The organism is Actinophytocola algeriensis, from assembly GCF_014203735.1.
Classification (GTDB): domain Bacteria; phylum Actinomycetota; class Actinomycetes; order Mycobacteriales; family Pseudonocardiaceae; genus Actinophytocola; species Actinophytocola algeriensis.
Genome location: NZ_JACHJQ010000002.1, coordinates 1,306,557 through 1,323,779 on the forward strand (window position 1 = coordinate 1,306,557; position 17,223 = coordinate 1,323,779).

The window sequence follows — 17,223 nt, forward strand, 5'->3', positions numbered from 1 at the left end:
CCGCGATCAGCGGGTAGGCCACGGTAGCCAGGCCCAGAGCCGGAACTCACCGGCCGGGGTGGGTCCGTGTTCGAGGTGTCCGCCGGCGAGGGCGGCCCGTTCGGTGAGCCCGATGAGGCCGATGCCGGCGCCGGGAATTGGGGTACCACCGCCGGTGCCCATCGGGCACGGGTTGCGGATCTCGACGGTGACGCTGTCGCCCGGGGTTGCCCGGACGGTGACGGCCACCTCGGCGTCGGGGGCGTGCTTGCGGGCGTTGGTCAGCCCTTCCTGCACGATCCGGTACGCGCTGCGCCCCACACCAGCCGGTACGGTCGAAAGCGCGTCGGTCTGGCAGTCGAGCCGTACCGTCATCCCGGCGCGCCGCGATTGGTCGACGAGGTCGGGGAGGTCGGCCAGGGTGGGCTGCGGCCGTTCTGGCGTCTCGTCGGACCGGTCGAAACCGGTGCGGAGGACGCCGATCACCTTCCGAAGGTCCTCCAGCGCCTGGTAGGCGCTGTCGCGGACCACCCCGGCGGCGCGGGCGACCTCCTCGGACGCGGCGTCGGGGCGTAGCTCCAGCGCCCCGGCGTGCAGGCTCAGCAGGGACAGGCGGTGGGCGAGCACGTCGTGCATCTCCCGGGCGATCCGGTTGCGTTCGCCCTGGCGGGCCTCGGCGACCCGCAGCTCCTGTTCGGCCTCGACCCGCCGGGCCCGATCGCGCAGCGACTGGCGCCGGGCCCGCACGAACATGCCCCAGGCGAGCACCGCGAGCGCGAAGACGACGCCCAGCACGATCTGCGACCAGGGTCCGACCGGGACGTCCGGGCGGACCAGCAGCGTGAGGAACGGTACGAGCGCGTACCCGGCCGCGATCCGGGCGACCACTGCGAAGCGCCGGTGGACCGCGACGGTGAACAGCGCGATGAGAGCCGCGCCCGCGGCGGACGTCGCGTAGACGCTGACCAGACCGGCGGCCACGGCGAGGCCGACCGGCCAGCGCCGGCGCAGCCACACCCCCAGACTGCACAGGCCGCCGAGGACGAGGTCGACGGTGAGCGGGCCCGGCGCGATGTGCTGCGCGCGGCTGTCGGCCAGGGTGAGCACTACGACGCCGACGGCCAGCAGGAAACACGCGGCGTCGACGACCCGGCCGCGGACCGTGCGTTCGGCCGGGTGAACCGGATCGTGGTCAGCATCGCTGATCACGCCCGCCGGTAGCGGGCTCCGATCCTGCGGGTCCGCCGCGGCCATCATGATCAAAGGGTACGGCCGGGTCGGGCCCCACGGCATCCGACCAAAGTCGAACCCGAGGTGTAGACCTTCGGCCCGCCGCCATCGACCTCGGCTCGTAGCGGCGCATGCGGCCGCTCCAGCAATCTTTCCACATAACCGGAACGGACGGCCCAACAAACCTCTGAAACAGCATTCCGGCCATTCCTGCGCCAACGAATGGGCGCGGAAAGGAAGTGAGAAAACGATGAGCGAGATCCGAACGAACACCCCGAACCGGCTCGACAACCCGCCGATCCCCGTGCAGGCCAAGCTCGCGGCAGCATGGACCAGCTTCATGTTCCTCTACATCTACGTCGACTACTTCCACCTCTACAAGCCTGGCGCCATCGACGAAATCCGGGGTGGCGTCGTCTTTGAGTTCGACATCAGCGTGACGTTGTTGACTATTTTCACCGCGTCCGTGGCGATCCCGGCCCTGATGGTGATGCTCTCCATGACGCTGCCCGCCCGGGTGAACCGCGCCACGAACCTCGTCGTTGCATTGCTCTACATCCCCTTCTCGGTGTTCAACGCGGTAGGGGAGTCCTGGGACTGGGCCTCCTTCTACGGCCTCTCCATCGGAATCGAGGTGCTGCTCCTGGCCTTCATCCTGCGCTCCGCCCGGAAATGGCCTCGAACCCCCGCCGTCCCAGCCGGTCCCGCGACGACCGACCTTCGACAGTAGATATCCGTGCAACTCCTACGGCGTGAAGCCCGCCGCCACGGAACTGATCGGAAAGCCTGGCGTTCGCGCGCTTCCACTGCCGAGGCCGCCCGTCCTCGAACCCAACGAAACATCCTCATCTGCCGGCGAGCATGTGAGGTTCAGGTCGTCGCTTCGCTCCTCCGCACCCGTGGATGCCACCGCCGATGGACACAGTGTGCGGGACCCGCACGTCGCGAAGGGCGGTCGAGGTGTGGACCCATCGTGTCAGTCCCATCGGTCCAGGTCGTCCAGCATTGCCTGTGCCCGTATGTCCCCGGTGTCGCTGCTGGCGGAGTGGAACCGGGCCGGGGTCTGGCAACTCCTCGAATGACCGGCGTCGCCCAGCAGATTTCTGGGCGACGCCGACGCATATCAGATCGGCGGGCTCCGGCCCGTGCTGTCGGTGATTTGGATGGGAACAGCGGTACAGAAGTGCGCCCAGCCCAACGAATGCCCGAGATGAACCTGCCCACACAGCGGATCTCACATTGTTCCGACAGCGGCTAGGGCCGCCAGTTCGTCCAGTTCGCGGAGTGTCTCGTCACGGGGGCGGGTCGGGACACGCACCGTGACGTGCTCGACGCGTTGCGGCCTCGCCTGATCGCGAAATCATCGGACACCGAGCACCGCCACCGGGCCCACCTCGGGCTCTGGCAGCGCATGCACCAGACGAAGCAGCGTGTTCCTGCCCGCCACCATCCCGAGCAGTGCCGCCAGGCGTGAGCCAGCCCGGCCAGCCAGCGTCAACCCGATGTGTTCCAACGCGGTGCGGCACAACGATGTCCGACGAGCGTGCTTGACGGTCAACCTGTCAACCTGCTCGGTGAACGTCCGCGCCGGACAGTCGTTGGTGTCGCAGAAGAACCTGCGCACCTGCAAGCGCAGCACCACCGGTTGACCGGCCACCGAGACGTCGGCCAGCCCACGGTGATATCGGCTAAGCACCCGGCGGGACCGACCACCGCAAGACGAACAGGCCCCGTCTTCCGCCTTGACCCGCGCCCACACCCGCACGGTCGACCCCGGCCCGCTCGACCTGCTCGACCACCACACCAGCCAGATGCGGTAGCAGCACGTCCAACCACTGATGATCACACGTCGACCATGATCACAAACGCTCGATCAACACCGGCGCCCGGCCCGACAAAGTTGATCACGCCACCAGGGACAGAGCCGACCATCTGACACCCTCACCTTGACCTCACGCAGAAGGTGCTGGTCATACAAGCAAGGATCGCGCAGGCCAACGGCCAGATGTGGGAGACCGACACCAAACTGTGCCAACGCCGTCACGTCACCCTCGACCCGGTGACCATCGCCGTCCTCACCAACTACCACCAGCAACGACAACAACGCGCCGCCGCCGTCGACGTCACCCTGCCAGCCGACGGGTACGTGTTCTCACTCCGCATCGACGGACGCACGCCCGGATCACCACAAGCACTGACCTGCCAGTACCACCGGATGGTCCTACGGCTGGGTATCCACAAGCCGCGGCACTACTCAGCCACCGAACTCATCCGAGCAGGAGTCGACATCCGCACCGTGGCCGGCCAGCCGGGGTCGCGGTGCGGCGGGGAGTCCCCGCGCCGAGCCAAGCGCCTGGTCTCGCCACACCGCAACGGTCACCCCGTCGGCGGGCCGCTACAGACGTGAGTCGATCCATTCACGTACATCGCGGCGGATGAGCAAGAACGTGGTGGCGAACATACCCAGCATGCCCAGCACCAGCAAGGCCAGGCCGAAGAACACGAGCCAAGGACCTAGCACAAACCCCGAAATTCCTATACTGAACGCGAACGAGAACAGGGCCGCGGGAGAAAAAAACAACGACACCGCTAATGCCAGAAGTAAGACTGGGAAAGAAAGACTTTGGACGCGAGCCATGGTAATCGCGATGGGGCCACCGCGCCACACCCGATACATCCATGGACCCAGCAGCCCGGCTATCAGTAGCAACCAGATCCCCACGAAGCCGACGAAACCGTCCACGGGGGTAGGGTTGCCGGAACCGGTGGGCGGACTGGCAGTGCTATCGACACTGGTAGCTGCACAGTTATCGAGAAGAGGGGGATCCACACAGACAACGCTTTCATTGCCGATAGTGAATGAACAGGTAGTGACATTATTGGCTGTGACAAATGAACAAGAGGAAACCTGTTCCTCGCCGGCGAAGATTTTGCATTCGCCGGCTTCGCAGCCAATGTAGCACCCTGTGGTGTCGGGGATGAACGAACAGGGGTCGACGAGTGAACTGGTGCCACTATCCACAGTGGTGGATGGCTCGGCAATCTGGTCAGGACTGTTGGACTCACTTGTTATATTGATAGCCACGAGCGAGAGCCATATTACGGGGCTTAGCCAGAACATGAGGGTTAATGCGATGCTGAGTTTCACCGCCCACGGGCGCGCCATTGTGGGCTTGACCCGTGCTGGTACACCAGCCCGCTGGTAGACCGGCCGGAGAACACGTCGGAGAGCGCGTTGCGTGCGACGCGCGGCACCGATCAGCGGAAACCTGCCGTCCAGCATTTCCAGGTGCGGTGTCCAGTCACCGTCGAACCAGATGACGGCGCGAACGTAGCGACCCCGCAGTATGCGCTGCCACATCCGCACCGGGTAGTCCGGTAGCCCTCGGGGGAAACGGTGCGCAAAGTACTCCCGGAACCGCGCGTACTGGTGCCGGTCGCGGCTGACGACGAGGAGCAGGCACCTGGGGTCGCGATGTACCACCTGATCGACCTCCCAGGCCAGGCCCCTTCCCGCCCCGGCGGCCAGCACAACGAGATTGGCGCGGCTGAGGGCGGCGAGCACCTGGTGTCGCCATGTCTCATCCGAGGCGTAACTGCGGTCGGCACCGGGAACTGGAAGTTTGTCCCTTGGGTTCCCGAGCGCGACCATCCGCCCAAACGGCGCGACAGCACGGGCAACCTGGTCCTCTTCGGTGCGGACATCAGCGGGCGTCACTACCGACCCCAAGAGCAGTAGTAAGGGCCGCTGCGCATTCACCCGCGAGAAACCTTTGTCGTCGGAGAATGCCCGGAGAAACAACACGATCCGCTCGTACGCGAAGAGAAGACGGAGGTCGGTCAGGACCTGTGTCAGGTGTCGCCGCCCACGCAGCACCGCCCACACGCCGGCCACGACAATGATCAGGCCTGTCCCCCGTTGCGTCCATTGCGCCAAGGCCGGTGCGCCCTCGACGTGGAACCCGAGGCACACGCTGCCCAGTGTCACCGCGAACCAGCCCACGGTGCCCAGTCGCGAGCCTAGTCGCGGTGACTGTTCGATCACGGCCGCCTGTCGGGGAGGCCGTCTCGGGGTTGGTGAAGCAGCCCTCTCGTCGTGGTGAAATTCAGACATCTAGCCCCCAGTCGCTCGGCCTGGTGCTCGCGCCGCCACACACGGTAGCGCTGCGCTAATACGCGCGTGGCGACTTCGGAAGAATCAACCGTGGGCTGGTTATGGGATCGCCAGAGTGTGTGTTCACAGGCGGCCGACAATGCCAAACGGTCGATCAGCAAGGCCAGAGCGGTTGGCCTCGTGCTGGGCGTGGCGGCGGCGTGTGCCGGCGCCGCGGCCGCCCAGGTCATGTCGTGGAGCGACGGGGTGGGAAAACGCTGGCGTTCCTGGCGGCCGTCGCGGTCGGGATGGCGCCGCTAGCCACCAACAGGGCAGGCCCACGACAGATCCGCGACTGGACCCGCCTGCGTTCGGTCAGCGAAGAACTCAAGAGCGAGACCTACACCTACCTCGCCCGCGTTGCCCCTACCAGGACGCGGACGCCGCGGAAGTGTTGCTTGAGCGCGCCGAGCGGGTCACCGCGGACGCATCCGACTGGTCGGCCACATCAGCCGACTCGTCCACCGCCAGCGCGCTCTTCCCGCGGTCACCGACATCAAGTCCTACATCGATGTGCGGGTCGCTGGTCAGATCGAGGGTTACTACCGGCCCCGAGCAGCAGCCATGAATCGGCGGGCAAGCCAGATCCGCCTGACGGAGCTGGCCTTGGCCGCGACAGCCGTGACACTGGGCGCCGTGTCCGTTGTCTTCGGATCGGCATGGGCATCCGGATGGGTTGCGACGGTCACCACCGTGGCTGCCGCACTCACCGCGCATGCGGCGGCCTCCCGATATGCCTACCAGGAATTGGAGTCCTCCCGTACCGACAACAGCCCCGCTCGATCACCACGCCGCCGCCGACGCAACCGCAGGACCCGAGCTGACTACACCGTCACCTGTCCCCACCACACCGAACAACAGGCACGCGAACCGAACCGAGGTCGAGCGACACCCGTGCCTATGCGGTTTCCGGCGGGCGGGTGCCCCAGGCCAGGATGTGCGCATGAGTGTTCAGCCGATCATGCTGGTGTGGCGTCGACAGAGTGCCTGGTCTCAGGCTTCCGACCGGCTCAAACGGCAGATCAGCCGGTCGCGGGTGGTCGCACTGGCGCTGGCCATCGTAGGTGCCGTGCTGGGCACTGCCGCAGCCGAAATGATCAAGGAGCATGTGCTGCCTGGCCGCATTGTGGCGGCGGCCGCGGCCGTCGCGCTGGCTCTCGCGTCGATCGCGGTCCGGGTGACGTCGCCTTCGGTCGTACGGGACTGGACGCGGGCGCGTTCGATGGCGGAGGCGCTGAAGTCGGACGCGTACTGCTACCTGTCACGGACCGGCCCGTTCGTCGGTGATGACCGCGACGAGGTGGCGTTGCGGCGGCTAGACGAACTGGGTGAGCTGGCCGGGGATCTGGTGCGGTACATCACCGGGATCGAACCGGCCGAGCGTCCGCTGCCCGACGTGCATGATGTGGACACCTACGTCAGCGTCCGGGTCGAGGGGCAGATCACCGGCTACTACCGACCCAGGGCCCGTTTGATGGCCGGCCGCGTCCGGCTCGCCCGGCGCCTCGAAATGGGGCTGGGGATCATGGCCGCCGCGTTCGGCGCGGTCGTGGCAATCTTCCCGACCATGGGCCTGTCGGCTTGGATCGGTGTTCTCACCACGGTCGCGACGGCGATCGCCGCGCACGCCAGCGGTTCCCGGTTCGAGTACCAGCAGATCGAGTTCACCCGGACCGCAGAGGAGTTGGAGCGGTTGTCCGCCGGCTACACGGCCGCGGACAAGGAGCAGCTCGACGCCGACGAGTTCGTGCAGGCGTGCGAACAAGTGATCTCCATCCAGAACGAGAGCTGGATGGTGCGGCTGAGCACCGAGCACCCTGCGACCTGACTGGTCAGTCAGTCTTCACGCGCGGCCGCGGCCGCGGCACGGCCAGCAAACGCGCCTTCCTCTCCATCAGGCGCAACCCCCAGAACATGCCCACCCCGACCAGGGCCGACAGGGCGAGCATCCACCACTCGCTGCTGGTCTGAGGCAGGCCCCAGTTGTTGGCCGGGGACATCCGGATCAGGCCGACAAACACCACACCGAGCGCGAACATGACGAACATGCGCCGGATCGAGCTGATCCGGTCGGCGGTGACCTGAGCTTCGCGAGACGCCGGCTCTCCTGCCTCGAACGCGGCCAGCCGGTCGAACGCGGGCAGCGCGACCTGGCTGATGCGCACGTGACCGACATCGAACAGCGGGATCGTGAACCGTAGGGGCTCGAAGGTCGCCGACCAGTCCGGCGAGAACAAGATCAGACCGCTGATGACGTCCTCGCGCAGCGGGATGTTCGACCTCGCAGGAGCTCGGTACTCGGGCAGTATCGGCGGGGACCACCGCTTCCCGGACGTACGAGACACGAGGTGGGCGCGCTCGGTGAGCGCGATCAAGGCCCGGGACCGGAAATCGTCGTACTTCTCCTTGTCCGCTGGCACGGCCAGGATCAGCCGCTGTGGCGGCAGAACACGGGTGGCTTCCACGAATTCCCACACGGTCCCCGGTGTCGCGTCAAGCGCGATGACCACCATGCGGGCCCGGACCATGAGACTGCGCACCGGGGGCTTCCAGTCGCCACCCGGCAGATAGAGCCGCCGCGCGCCCACCGGCGGCAGCTGGTCGCGCGGACTGCCGACCGCGAGCACTGGTCCGAGCGGGCGAAACGCCGCAATCAGATGTTCTTCCATGCTGCGACCGGACAAGAACGTCGAAGCCAGGGCGTTAGGTGGGAATACCGCCTCTGGGCGTATCCAACTCCGTTCGAGTTTCCCCCGGCCGACATCCTCCCGAAACGACCGCAAGTACAGGACGTAAAGGTCATCCTGGCCGGGAAAGGCCGCTGGCCTGGCGAGGTGCCGGCGCCCGGTCAGGCGCACGACCTGACCGTAATGCGCCACAGTCGCACCCACTGGCATAGCCAAGAAGACGAAAAAAGTCATCCACGCCGGATGATCATCAGAGAGAAAACCTCCCCAGCCGACCCAGTAGAACGCACAGAGGGAGACGCCGATCCCCACTGCCCACGCAATCACCCCAGCCAACAACAGGACCACACCCAGAGCTCGAGAAGGCGCACCCATAGCGCTTGATGCTAACCGCGGGCACTACCGCGAGAGAACGATTGACCTCTTTCCGCCATCGTCACCACCGTCCCGCAGCGCACCACTTGCCGGTTGGTGTCCTGGACCGTCGCGGGCGTGCCACACGCACGCTCCTTCGGCCACCCGGTCTGCGCGACCGGTGCGCGCATGATCGCCACCCTGGTGCGCGAGATGGACCGCCGCGAGGTCCGCCGGACAGGGGCCCATCGCGGTGTTCGAGCGCGTGGTGACCTGCTCGGCGTGCACGGGTCGTGGCGGTCAGAGCCAGCGCGGTATCGGCGGGCGGTCCGGGTGGTCGATTCGATCGGTGAGCCAACGCGCCAGTGCCGCGGCCGTCCCGAACGGTCACCGTGACAAGGGTCTTTTCTCGTCCAGCATGCTCCCCGGCCGTAACCGGGTACACACCTTGATGCCCAGCTGACGAAGGCGGGCAGCCAACTACGGTCGGAATCATCCCGATGTATCTAGAACGGCGGCGGCTCGTACGGAAGCTCCACACGAGCAGGCTCGGCCTCGGTCAAGCGCTCAAGGCCGAACCGAGACGCGTACCGCTCGATACTTGCATCAGCCGGAGCCGCAAAGGTCAGCATCCAGAGACGTTCACCGGGGCCCGCATATCCCGTCGGCGGAGGTGCCATGCGGACCAGTGCATCCTCACTACACCACAGCTTGACCTGAGGCTCTTCAGTGCCGAGCGCTACGAACTTCAGCGGCTCACACGACTCCAGCGCCAAATCGATTTTTGAAGCATCAACAAAGGTGGTGAACTTGGACGCGCCTCCGATGACAGCTTCCCGCACGGTGCAATGCAGAAGAAATTCTCCGAGCACCTCGCCCGTTCCCGTCCAGCCGCCTTCTCGTGCCTCCCTGGAGAATACCTGGAGCCTGTCATCATCGAGGTCAACGGCCCAGAAGTAGCTGTTCTGATTCTCAACCCAGAACTCGAGCATGCCGCGAGAGTCCGGCGCAAGGTCCCGAAGCGCGACGGGTCGGTCCTGGAACGTCACAGGGACACCGGCAAGCGCTGCCGCCGCATGCCACTCAACCAGCTCGGCAGGCACATGGAGGCTGGCGTCGAGGTGTACGTCGCTCACGCTCTCCACGTTGCCGTACCAGCGCCGGAGGAAACGTCCGACGCTACCCGAACCAATTGACAGAAGTTCGTCCACGACGCCCGATCATACGCCATGGGCTCAGCCCGGCGGGCATGTTCACAATCATCAGACCGATGCACATCGCACTGAAAGCGTTTCGGCAGAGCACCTGCCCCACTCTCCCGAAACGCTCCATTCGCGACTAGCGGAAATCCCCCTGTGAACCTGCAGAATGGCTTCCACCCTGATCGTAGACCAACATTATCGCATTCTGAGGAATGCGCGTCCTCGATGCAGTCGGTCGTCGTGGCGAGTTCGACAGCCAGAAAGACGAGACACCATGAACCAGGCAGATTCGCAGGACAACGTGCCACCTGACGATGCGCTGCTGGTCGAGGTGGCGCGAGTCAGCGGCCTCCTCGGCAGCTACGTGGTGGCGTTTCTTGGGGCAGGCTGGCCCGAACCATCGGTCGATCATGAGATGGCGTTGGCCGACCGTGTCGCATCGGTGGCGGACGGCTTGCGGGCTCGCGCTGACAGCCGCGCGGCCGCCCATGTAGCCCCCTCCGATGCGCGATATCAGCAGGAGAACCGCCCGCTCGTATCCTCGACCGCCGCCGTGGAGCACGGGTACTGGCGGTGCGCGGTCCCGGACGCGTGTGTGGGCAGCGACTCGGCGAGCGCGACCGTGACGAAGTCCTCGAAGATGCTGGCGAGGTCGAACAGGAAACCGGTGGCGGTCACGGCGCCGGGGGCATGCTCCGGTGAGGTGGCCCGCCAGACGATCTCTGCCAGACGAAGCGCCGTGTGGTGGCGGGCGTTGAGCCGACTTGGCCGCCAACTCGGCAAACCGCGTCCCGCGAACAAGGGTGGTCGCGTCGGCGAGACGGAGGCGCAGCGCGGTCAGCCGCTGCCGAGATCGCCGGTTTACTCGGGGAACAGCGAGCATCCGGGTGATCGCGGCCAGTAGGATCTGGTTCTCCGTGACGTCCACGGTGAAGTCGTCGTGCCGCAGTTCCATGGGTATCACGCGGCCGTGGTGCCGGCGAAGCTGGTCGGCCTCCCGCAGCCGGCCGCGCAGGACATAGGAGGTCTCCTCGACTTCGCGATATCCCTGGAGCAGACCCTGCCGTACCGCCCGTTCGGTTTGCCGCCACAGCGCGTTGGCGACCGCGGGAACCAGGTCGTCGCCGGTGCCCATGGCGATCTCGTCGTCGCGCCAGCCTTTCGGGTCGATCGCGTAGCCGACCATGAACAGCAGCCGGGCGATGTCGAGCTTCGGCCGAACCCAGAGGTCGATGTCGCCGATCCGGGCGGCGCCGACCTTGCCGCGGGCGGCGATGTCCCAGTGACCGGGCACCAGAGCCGAAGGCGCGGCCGACACCGTTCCCGAGCGGGCGAGCCGTCGGCCCTGCTCCGTGATGATTGGATGGTCCGAGCTACCCAGCTCGTCAAGCTCCACGACGGGCATCAGGACTCTGCTGGTGGCGCGTCGAGGGTCTTGCGCAGGGCATCGAGCCGGTACCGGTCGAGCACCTCGCGTGGGCTGCCGTAGTGGTGCTCCTCCAATAGCGGCAAGATCGACGTCTCCCACACCTCGGCCAGCGCGTCCGGTCGATCGTAGACGTAGGAGTGCATCAGGTACGAGGGACCGACAGCCAGATCGCGGTCGTCAATGGCACGGTTGAGCGCGTCCAGCAGATCCGCCGCGTCGGCATGGTGGGCGACCTCGCCCGCCTCGGCCCGGCGGCGCAACCACTCGCGGAGCAGGCCCGACGTGGGTGGCAGCGACGGATGCAGCTCGACGAACGCGAACCTGCGCCGCATGGCCGCGTCGACCAGCGCGATAGAGCGGTCCGTGGTGTTCATCGTGCCGATCACGAACACGTTCTTCGGCAGGGTGAAGTCTGCCTCGGTCGAGTAGAGCAGGCTGATCGAGTCGTCCCGGTACTCCAGGAGGAAGTACAGCTCACCGAACACCTTGGCGAGGTTCGCCCGGTTGATCTCGTCGATGATCAGGATGTAGGGATCGGACGGATGCTGACGAGCGTCGTCGACCAGCGCACGGAACGGGCCGGGCCGCAGTTCGAACGCCAGCTGTCCGTCGTCGCGTTGCACCGGCCGGAAGCCCTCGAAGAAATCCTCGTACGTGTAGGAGGGATGGAACTGCACGAGCTTGATCGCGCTCGGCTCGGCCAGGTGCTGGGCGATCTTGCGGGCGAGGAACGTCTTGCCGGTGCCGGGCGGCCCGTAGAGGATCAACTGGCGGCGGTGCCACAACAGGTCGGTCTGGCGTTGCAACCAGGCCTGGTCGATCATCAGCTCGTCGGCCAGCTCCGGACTGACCGGCGTGAAGGCCAGCGTCCTCTGGGGCGTGGGAGTGGGTGCCTCGACCTCGACGTCCAGGTCGCGCAACAGTGTTTCGACCGCGGCGAGGTTCTCGGTGAGATCCACGACGTCGGACTGGTTGTGCAGTTTCGCCGGCAACGGGTCCGGCAGCTTCGCGAACGGCACCGGACCGGTGTCGTTGAGCCAGGTCGTCCGACGACGTAGGTTGGAGCGCTTGTCGCTGGAGCTGACGTACTCGGCGTCCCCGGCGATCCGGCCCACGTAGGTCTTGCCACCGGTGGTGGTGAGCACGAGATCGCCCACCCGCATCCGGTTGCAGAAGGCGTCGAACTCGTTCACCTTCGCCTCACGGGCGGAGTAGGGCTTGTGCTGGTAGTCCTCGTCCACGAACGACTTCAGGTCAGTACGCGGCACGGGCGGGGAGATAGCACGCAGACCGGACGCGGCCAGCGAAACCGACTGCCTGCGCAGCCACACCGGCACCAGGTCCCGCCCGTCGACGGACGACCCCCGCACCAACCACGCCCGTCGCGTGGTGGGCTGGGGAAGGAGGTCGCCAAGCAGGTCACGGAAGTCGTCGGTGGTGAGCCGCTGGCCGGGACTCGCACGCCCACGGTCGTCGAACTCCACACCTTCGGCTTCGAGCACCTCTCGCGGGAGGTCTGTGCGGTCCGGGTCCCACCACTGGAAGTTCGGTGAGATCGTGCCGTTCTGCGTCAGGACCCGATAACCGTTTGCAGTCTTGTGTTCGGCCATGAAACCGCCGATGCCCTGGCCGGACATGCCGACCAGGTTGGCCAGGTCGCCGTAGGTGGTCCAGTTTCCGGGCCCGACGAGTTCGAGGGCGCTCAACACCGTGGCCCAGCGCGGGTCGCGGTACTGGCGGTTCTTCGTGGCCTGGTTGCGAGCACGGTAGAGGCGGCGCAGCTCGTTCAGCAGCTCGGTGCCAGGGAAGTCGAGCAACGCCTGGAGGCCGGTCTCGGTGACAGTCCAGGAGCCGCCGCCCTTGGTCAGCCAACCGACCGTCGCGGCCTCGCCGGTGCGGAAGCCCATCTGGACCTGCCATCTCACCCGACCGCGTTCGTCGACCGAAAGCATGTCGTCGGCGAGATCAACCCGCTCACGAACCCGCTCGGCGACCTCTTGGCGACGCAGCGGTCCCTTCGCGTCGCGCAACACCTCCATCGCGGTACGCAGGTAGAGAGCGTTCCGGTCGGCGAACGTCACTGGCTGTCTCCCTTGGCCGGGTGACGCGGACCGTGGCCGGGCGGCGGGTCGAGCCTGGTCTGGTAGGGCTCGCCGGTCTCTATGGCCTTGGCCATGTCTTCGTAGATGTCGAGGATCGCCTGCTTGGTACGGGCGAACCGCTCCGGGTCGTTGTTCTTGAAGGCGCGGAACGTGTCCATGATGTAGTCCACGTCGTCGCGCGGCACGCCGTACAGATGGAAGTAGGCCGCGTCGAGTTCGGCCCGCAACCAGAACCGCCGCTCCTCACCCCACCGAAACGGCGCTCCGGCACCGCCGTGATTCCGGGCGAACCCCGCCATGTCGTATGTGACGTAGGCGAGTTCCACTACACGAGCCGTAACCCACGCCCTAACGACAAGTGAACTTGTCCGTCAGCGCGGTTTGCATATTTCCGCGACCTGCGAAAATAAAGAACCCCCTGCATAAAACAAAGTAGCTCAGGTCAGTTGAATGCAACTTACCTCATCAACGGCATAGTGAACTCTCCTGATTTTTTCCTTCTCCCTCATCACAGATGAAGCGCTCGATCCGCACCAGACACCTCCGCCCCTGTGGCCACGCAGGAACAGAGAACCGGGATCGGCAGCAACACCCCCGCGCCAGGAACGTAATGGCCCACGCCTTCACCCCTGGCACAGCCTTGGCTCCCCAACCCATCTTCGACTTCCGCTCATGCCGATGCGCGTACGTCCGTTCGTTGTGTTATCACGCCAGGTGGACGTCACCTTGTTGGGCTGTAAGCCTTGCGAACAGCTCGAGGTGCGCGACGCCGGGTGGCAGACCTGGTGCTTCATCGACGGCATGTGGACCAGCGCCTCGTCTGCTCCCAGGAGGTCCCCCAGGTGCGCACCGACACCTGGTCCAAGGGCCGCGTGGTCCTCGCCAAAGCCGCCGCGCACTGCGTCTCCCCCTACAGCGGCGTGGGCGTCTCCGGCGGCCTGGTCGGCGCCTACGTCCTCGTGGCTCGTCACGCAACCTTGGTTGGGTAATGGGTCCAGGTTCGGATGGGTGAGTCGGTGGCGAATCCGGTCTTGGGTTGGGCTCGGGCGTTGCGCCAGCGGATGTAGCCCTCGATCGCGGCGTTTTGCTCGCCGTGGCTTTGGTGGTCGGTGCCGTTGAGGGCGAAGTAGCGCAGGGCTGCGAACTCGGCCTCGATCCAGTTCAGCCAGGATCCGTAGTTCGGCAGGAACACCACCTCGACCTGGTTGTCGGCGCACCAGGCGCGAACCGCGGGGTGCGATGCGGGGAGAAGTTGTCGGTTACGACGTAAAGCTTCTCGCTGGGCACCGGGCACGGAGGGTCTTGAGGAAGCCGAGGAATTCGCGGTGACGTTTGCGGTCACGGATCCGGTAGAAGATCTTGCCGGTAGCCAGGTCCAACGCGGCCAGCATGTGCATGACGCCGCCGGCGCGCAGGATCCGCCGCAGTGTCTCCCGGCTGATCGCCGCGACAGTTCCCCGGCCGATCAGGTGCTCGCGCAGCTTGGCCAGCGACCACGTGGAGAACGCGGTGATACCCCAATCAGCGGGGGGCGTTTTGGCGATCAGACAGATCCGCTCGCGGACCTGCTCACCGATCGTCTTCGGGCGTCCCCCGCTCCATTTTGGGTCCAACGCGTCGAACCCCCGCTCGTTGAACGCATGGATCACATCACGCACGTACTCGGCGCTGACCTGCAGCAACGACGTGATATCCCGCACCGCCTGCCCCTGGCCGGACATCATCACCACGATCGCCCGCCGCAACCGGACCGGATCCTTCGCGGTCCTGGTCACCGCGCAAGCTTGCGGCCTTCCTCCATCGACAGCGTCCGGACGAACACCTCGGGTCGACGAGCCACAACCACCTCCCGCATCAGATCGACAAGAGACAGCCTGACCCACCACCACCAAGATCAATTACCTGGTCAACCTACTGAGACGAGCCACTAGCCGGCGAGATCAACCGGCACCCGGACGATCTGCCGACCGCGTTGGCGAACTACGACACCGTGCCGCGGCCCTTCGTCGACGAGGTCCAGGCCGAGGTGAACCCACGTCTGCTGTGTCTGGGCATGCCGATCACCCAGAGCGCGATCACCGCCTTCCAGACGGCCACCGCGCTGGCTTGTTTCCTGCACATCCCGACCTCGTCGCGCGCTGCTCGAAGGAGGACCGCAGCGGCGACTGGCAACTCCCCGTGAGCCCGCCCGGTCAGCCGAGAGTCTTGGGGCGCCTCGATTGTTCGTCGTAGTCCCGTTTGCGTTGCGGGTAGCCGGTCCGGAAGACCTCGTAGACGGGAATCCCGCGCTGGTTGCCGAACCGGATCGCGTCTTCGAGGCTGCCGATCTTGCGCCGGGTCCACTCACCGTCGCCCGCGATGAGCATGACGGTGGCGACGATCGCCGCCGTCCCCGGTTCGTAGTAGGCCTCGACGCCGGTGCGTTGCAGCGCCCACTGTTCCATGTATTCGAGGTCTTCGTCACGGGCGCGCTGCACGGGCGCCGCCGGGCCCATCACCGGTTGCCGTCGTCGACGCGACCGGCGCAACGCCCGGAACACCACGATCACGACCACGGCACCGAGAACCAGGACGAGCACGAACTCCACGCTCCAGATATCGGCTTCCGGTGTGGTGGTCGCGGCGATGGCGTCGAGCCAGTTGTGCAACGTGGAGACGTTGGTGGCCAGGCCCTTCAGCGCGGGACTGTCGCCGGTGGTCCCCGAGCCGCTGAGAGTGCCGATCAGTTCCCAGCGGCCGTCGTTTTGGAAGATGACCGGGCCACCGGAGTCGCCTTTGGCCGCACGCTGCCCCGGGTCGTCCTCCGGCCACGTCAGCAACTCATTGCCGGAGGACATGCTCGCGGGCGCGGCCAGGCGTAAGGACAACTGCTTGAGCGTCGTGGCGACCGCGCAGCCCTTGGCCTCGCAGACCTGACCCCAGCCGACCAGCATCGCCTCCTGCCCGCTGCGCGGCATCATCCGCGCAGCGACCTGGATCGGCGCCTTGTCCGACGCCTGGTCCAGCTCGATCAGGCCGACGTCGAGACCCGTGGGCCCCTTGACCAACCGGTTGGCCCGGCGGGATTCGCCCTCGTAGCGCACGGTCGAGCCGATGAACAGGCGGAAGTCGTCAGCCGGGCGCAGCGGGTTGTCCAGCCCCGGGTCGCTCTCGGCCTGGCCAGGCCGCTCAGTGACGATGCAGTGCCCAGCGGTCAACACCCAGCGTGGCGAGATCAGCGCGCCGCTGCACGCCCCGCCGGAGTGCTCGACCACCACAGCCCACGGGTACTCCTGGGCAACCTCCTGACCACCGACGATCGCCGACGCCGTCGCGGGGAAGATCCCACTGACCGCGAGCACCGATACGAGAACCGCCAGCGCGCTCCTGCCGATTGAACCCCACACGCCCGTCCCCCGCTCCAACCACGACATCCGCACCATGCCAGAGCAGGAAACCACCGACAAGCACAGGGCGCTCCAAACCAACACTGGCAGCCTCATCACCGTCGGCACCGCAGGCAGCACCAACTGGCAACAAGGCATGAGCAGCGACACCAGTCCTGCGATTGCCTGAACGAACTCAAAGAACTGTGTGCAATGCGGCGAAGACTGAACAACAACATCGGCGGCCAGCCGATGCTAAGGGTCGTGCTCGTCGTTGCTCGTCGCCGTCGGCAGGATGTGTCCCGCTGGCGGCCACAAGCCTCAGTTGGACGTTTGTGGAGCATTCAGCCATCGAGAGCCGAGCCTTCATGAAGGCACCCTCATGCCGCGTTGCGACCGGCGGCGGTCGTTGAGCAGCGCGCCAGGTAGCGACTGGCGCTTGCCAAGGGTGGAAGTCACAGTTGAAGCTCGCCCACCAGTTCGCCGTCGTCCACCTCTCCGGTCAACCGGAACCCGAGCTTCAGGTAGAACGCCTCCGGGCTGTTCTCACCGGGAACCCAGCTGACGGCCAGGCGGGTACCGCCACGTCTGCGGATCTCGGCAGCCACGGACTCCACCGCGAACCGGCCGTATCCCCGGCCCTGCTCCCCGTCGGCGATGTTGAGGCGCCACAGACCCGAGCGCCTGATGCCACCGAGTTCGGCGTCGAAGAACGCCATGAG

16 protein-coding genes and 2 pseudogenes are annotated in these 17,223 nt (G+C 66.2%); 6 read left to right on the forward strand and 12 right to left on the reverse strand.

Annotated elements, in window-relative coordinates; translation table 11 throughout:
• Positions 1-6: 6 nt before the first annotated feature.
• Positions 7-1,236, reverse strand: a complete 1,230-nt coding sequence (locus FHR82_RS47365; protein ID WP_264082976.1) for a sensor histidine kinase — start codon at positions 1,234-1,236, stop codon at positions 7-9.
• Positions 1,237-1,459: 223 nt separating this feature from the next.
• Between FHR82_RS47365 and FHR82_RS12145 the strand changes: the two genes are divergently transcribed.
• Positions 1,460-1,939, forward strand: coding sequence for a DUF6326 family protein (locus FHR82_RS12145; RefSeq protein WP_184810357.1), 480 nt, complete (start codon positions 1,460-1,462; stop codon positions 1,937-1,939).
• A 630-nt stretch (positions 1,940-2,569) separates the two neighbouring features.
• On the opposite strand, the gene FHR82_RS12150 is transcribed toward FHR82_RS12145, so the two are convergent.
• The gene (locus FHR82_RS12150) at positions 2,570-2,974 is read right to left on the reverse strand and encodes a transposase family protein (RefSeq protein WP_184810358.1); all 405 of its coding nucleotides are present in this window, start codon (positions 2,972-2,974) and stop codon (positions 2,570-2,572) included.
• Positions 2,975-3,268: 294 nt separating this feature from the next.
• Here FHR82_RS12150 and FHR82_RS12155 point away from each other — a divergent pair, with 294 nt between their 5' ends.
• Positions 3,269-3,616, forward strand: a complete 348-nt coding sequence (locus tag FHR82_RS12155) for a site-specific integrase (protein WP_184810359.1) — start codon at positions 3,269-3,271, stop codon at positions 3,614-3,616.
• Here the strand turns inward: FHR82_RS12155 and FHR82_RS12160 are convergent.
• Entirely contained in the window at positions 3,605-5,212 is a 1,608-nt protein-coding gene (locus FHR82_RS12160; protein WP_184810360.1) for a hypothetical protein, read from the reverse strand. The two genes, FHR82_RS12155 and FHR82_RS12160, sit on opposite strands and share 12 nt — an antisense overlap.
• A gap of 212 nt (positions 5,213-5,424) precedes the next feature.
• On the opposite strand from FHR82_RS12160, the pseudogene FHR82_RS47995 reads away from it, so the two are divergent.
• The 3 genes and pseudogenes from FHR82_RS47995 to FHR82_RS12170 form a co-directional block, all read left to right on the forward strand.
• A pseudogene (locus FHR82_RS47995) lies at positions 5,425-5,718 on the forward strand (DUF4231 domain-containing protein); the annotation flags it as partial.
• A 157-nt stretch (positions 5,719-5,875) separates the two neighbouring features.
• A pseudogene (locus FHR82_RS48000) lies at positions 5,876-6,106 on the forward strand (hypothetical protein); the annotation flags it as partial.
• A gap of 199 nt (positions 6,107-6,305) precedes the next feature.
• Positions 6,306-7,190, forward strand: a complete 885-nt coding sequence (locus FHR82_RS12170) for a DUF4231 domain-containing protein (RefSeq protein WP_184810361.1) — start codon at positions 6,306-6,308, stop codon at positions 7,188-7,190.
• Positions 7,191-7,194: 4 nt separating this feature from the next.
• Here the strand turns inward: FHR82_RS12170 and FHR82_RS12175 are convergent, their stop codons facing one another.
• From FHR82_RS12175 to FHR82_RS45990, 7 genes are all read right to left on the reverse strand, one after another.
• Positions 7,195-8,031 carry a hypothetical protein gene (locus FHR82_RS12175; protein ID WP_184810362.1) on the reverse strand — a complete coding sequence of 279 codons (837 nt, stop codon included), beginning with the start codon at positions 8,029-8,031 and terminating at the stop codon, positions 7,195-7,197.
• A gap of 878 nt (positions 8,032-8,909) precedes the next feature.
• Positions 8,910-9,614: a hypothetical protein gene (locus tag FHR82_RS12185; protein WP_184810363.1), complete on the reverse strand. Its 705-nt coding sequence runs from the start codon at positions 9,612-9,614 to the stop codon at positions 8,910-8,912.
• Positions 9,615-9,741: 127 nt separating this feature from the next.
• Positions 9,742-11,010 (reverse strand): 5-methylcytosine restriction system specificity protein McrC, encoded by a 1,269-nt coding sequence (locus tag FHR82_RS48270; RefSeq protein ID WP_184810364.1) that lies wholly within the window; start codon positions 11,008-11,010, stop codon positions 9,742-9,744.
• A complete protein-coding gene (locus FHR82_RS12195) occupies positions 11,010-13,115 on the reverse strand; it encodes an AAA family ATPase (RefSeq protein WP_184810365.1) in 2,106 nt (701 codons plus the stop codon). The genes FHR82_RS48270 and FHR82_RS12195 overlap by 1 nt, the downstream gene beginning before the upstream one ends.
• Positions 13,112-13,462 (reverse strand): hypothetical protein, encoded by a 351-nt coding sequence (locus FHR82_RS12200; RefSeq protein WP_184810366.1) that lies wholly within the window; start codon positions 13,460-13,462, stop codon positions 13,112-13,114. The genes FHR82_RS12195 and FHR82_RS12200 overlap by 4 nt, the downstream gene beginning before the upstream one ends.
• Before the next feature lie 641 nt (positions 13,463-14,103).
• Entirely contained in the window at positions 14,104-14,328 is a 225-nt protein-coding gene (locus tag FHR82_RS45985) for a hypothetical protein (protein ID WP_225943766.1), read from the reverse strand.
• A 67-nt stretch (positions 14,329-14,395) separates the two neighbouring features.
• Positions 14,396-14,911, reverse strand: coding sequence for a helix-turn-helix domain-containing protein (locus tag FHR82_RS45990; protein ID WP_311771025.1), 516 nt, complete (start codon positions 14,909-14,911; stop codon positions 14,396-14,398).
• A gap of 197 nt (positions 14,912-15,108) precedes the next feature.
• On the opposite strand from FHR82_RS45990, the gene FHR82_RS12215 reads away from it, so the two are divergent.
• Positions 15,109-15,318 carry a hypothetical protein gene (locus FHR82_RS12215; RefSeq protein ID WP_221463628.1) on the forward strand — a complete coding sequence of 70 codons (210 nt, stop codon included), beginning with the start codon at positions 15,109-15,111 and terminating at the stop codon, positions 15,316-15,318.
• 10 nt (positions 15,319-15,328) lie between these two features.
• On the opposite strand, the gene FHR82_RS12220 is transcribed toward FHR82_RS12215, so the two are convergent.
• Together FHR82_RS12220 and FHR82_RS12225 are read right to left on the reverse strand one after the other, a co-directional pair.
• Positions 15,329-16,672 (reverse strand): S1 family peptidase, encoded by a 1,344-nt coding sequence (locus FHR82_RS12220; RefSeq protein ID WP_184810367.1) that lies wholly within the window; start codon positions 16,670-16,672, stop codon positions 15,329-15,331.
• A gap of 284 nt (positions 16,673-16,956) precedes the next feature.
• Positions 16,957-17,223, reverse strand: a 267-nt coding sequence (locus FHR82_RS12225) for a GNAT family N-acetyltransferase (RefSeq protein WP_221463629.1), incomplete at its 5' end; no start/stop codon positions are given.

Excerpts from the sequence above, each read along its gene's own strand:
- FHR82_RS47365 (WP_264082976.1), bottom strand. The coding sequence starts at position 1,236 with ATGATGGCCGCGGCGGACCCGCAGGATCGGAGCCCGCTACCGGCGGGC.
- FHR82_RS12145 (WP_184810357.1), top strand. The coding sequence starts at position 1,460 with ATGAGCGAGATCCGAACGAACACCCCGAACCGGCTCGACAACCCGCCG.
- FHR82_RS12170 (WP_184810361.1), top strand. The coding sequence starts at position 6,306 with ATGAGTGTTCAGCCGATCATGCTGGTGTGGCGTCGACAGAGTGCCTGG.
- FHR82_RS12175 (WP_184810362.1), bottom strand. The coding sequence starts at position 8,031 with ATGGAAGAACATCTGATTGCGGCGTTTCGCCCGCTCGGACCAGTGCTC.
- FHR82_RS48270 (WP_184810364.1), bottom strand. The coding sequence starts at position 11,010 with ATGCCCGTCGTGGAGCTTGACGAGCTGGGTAGCTCGGACCATCCAATC.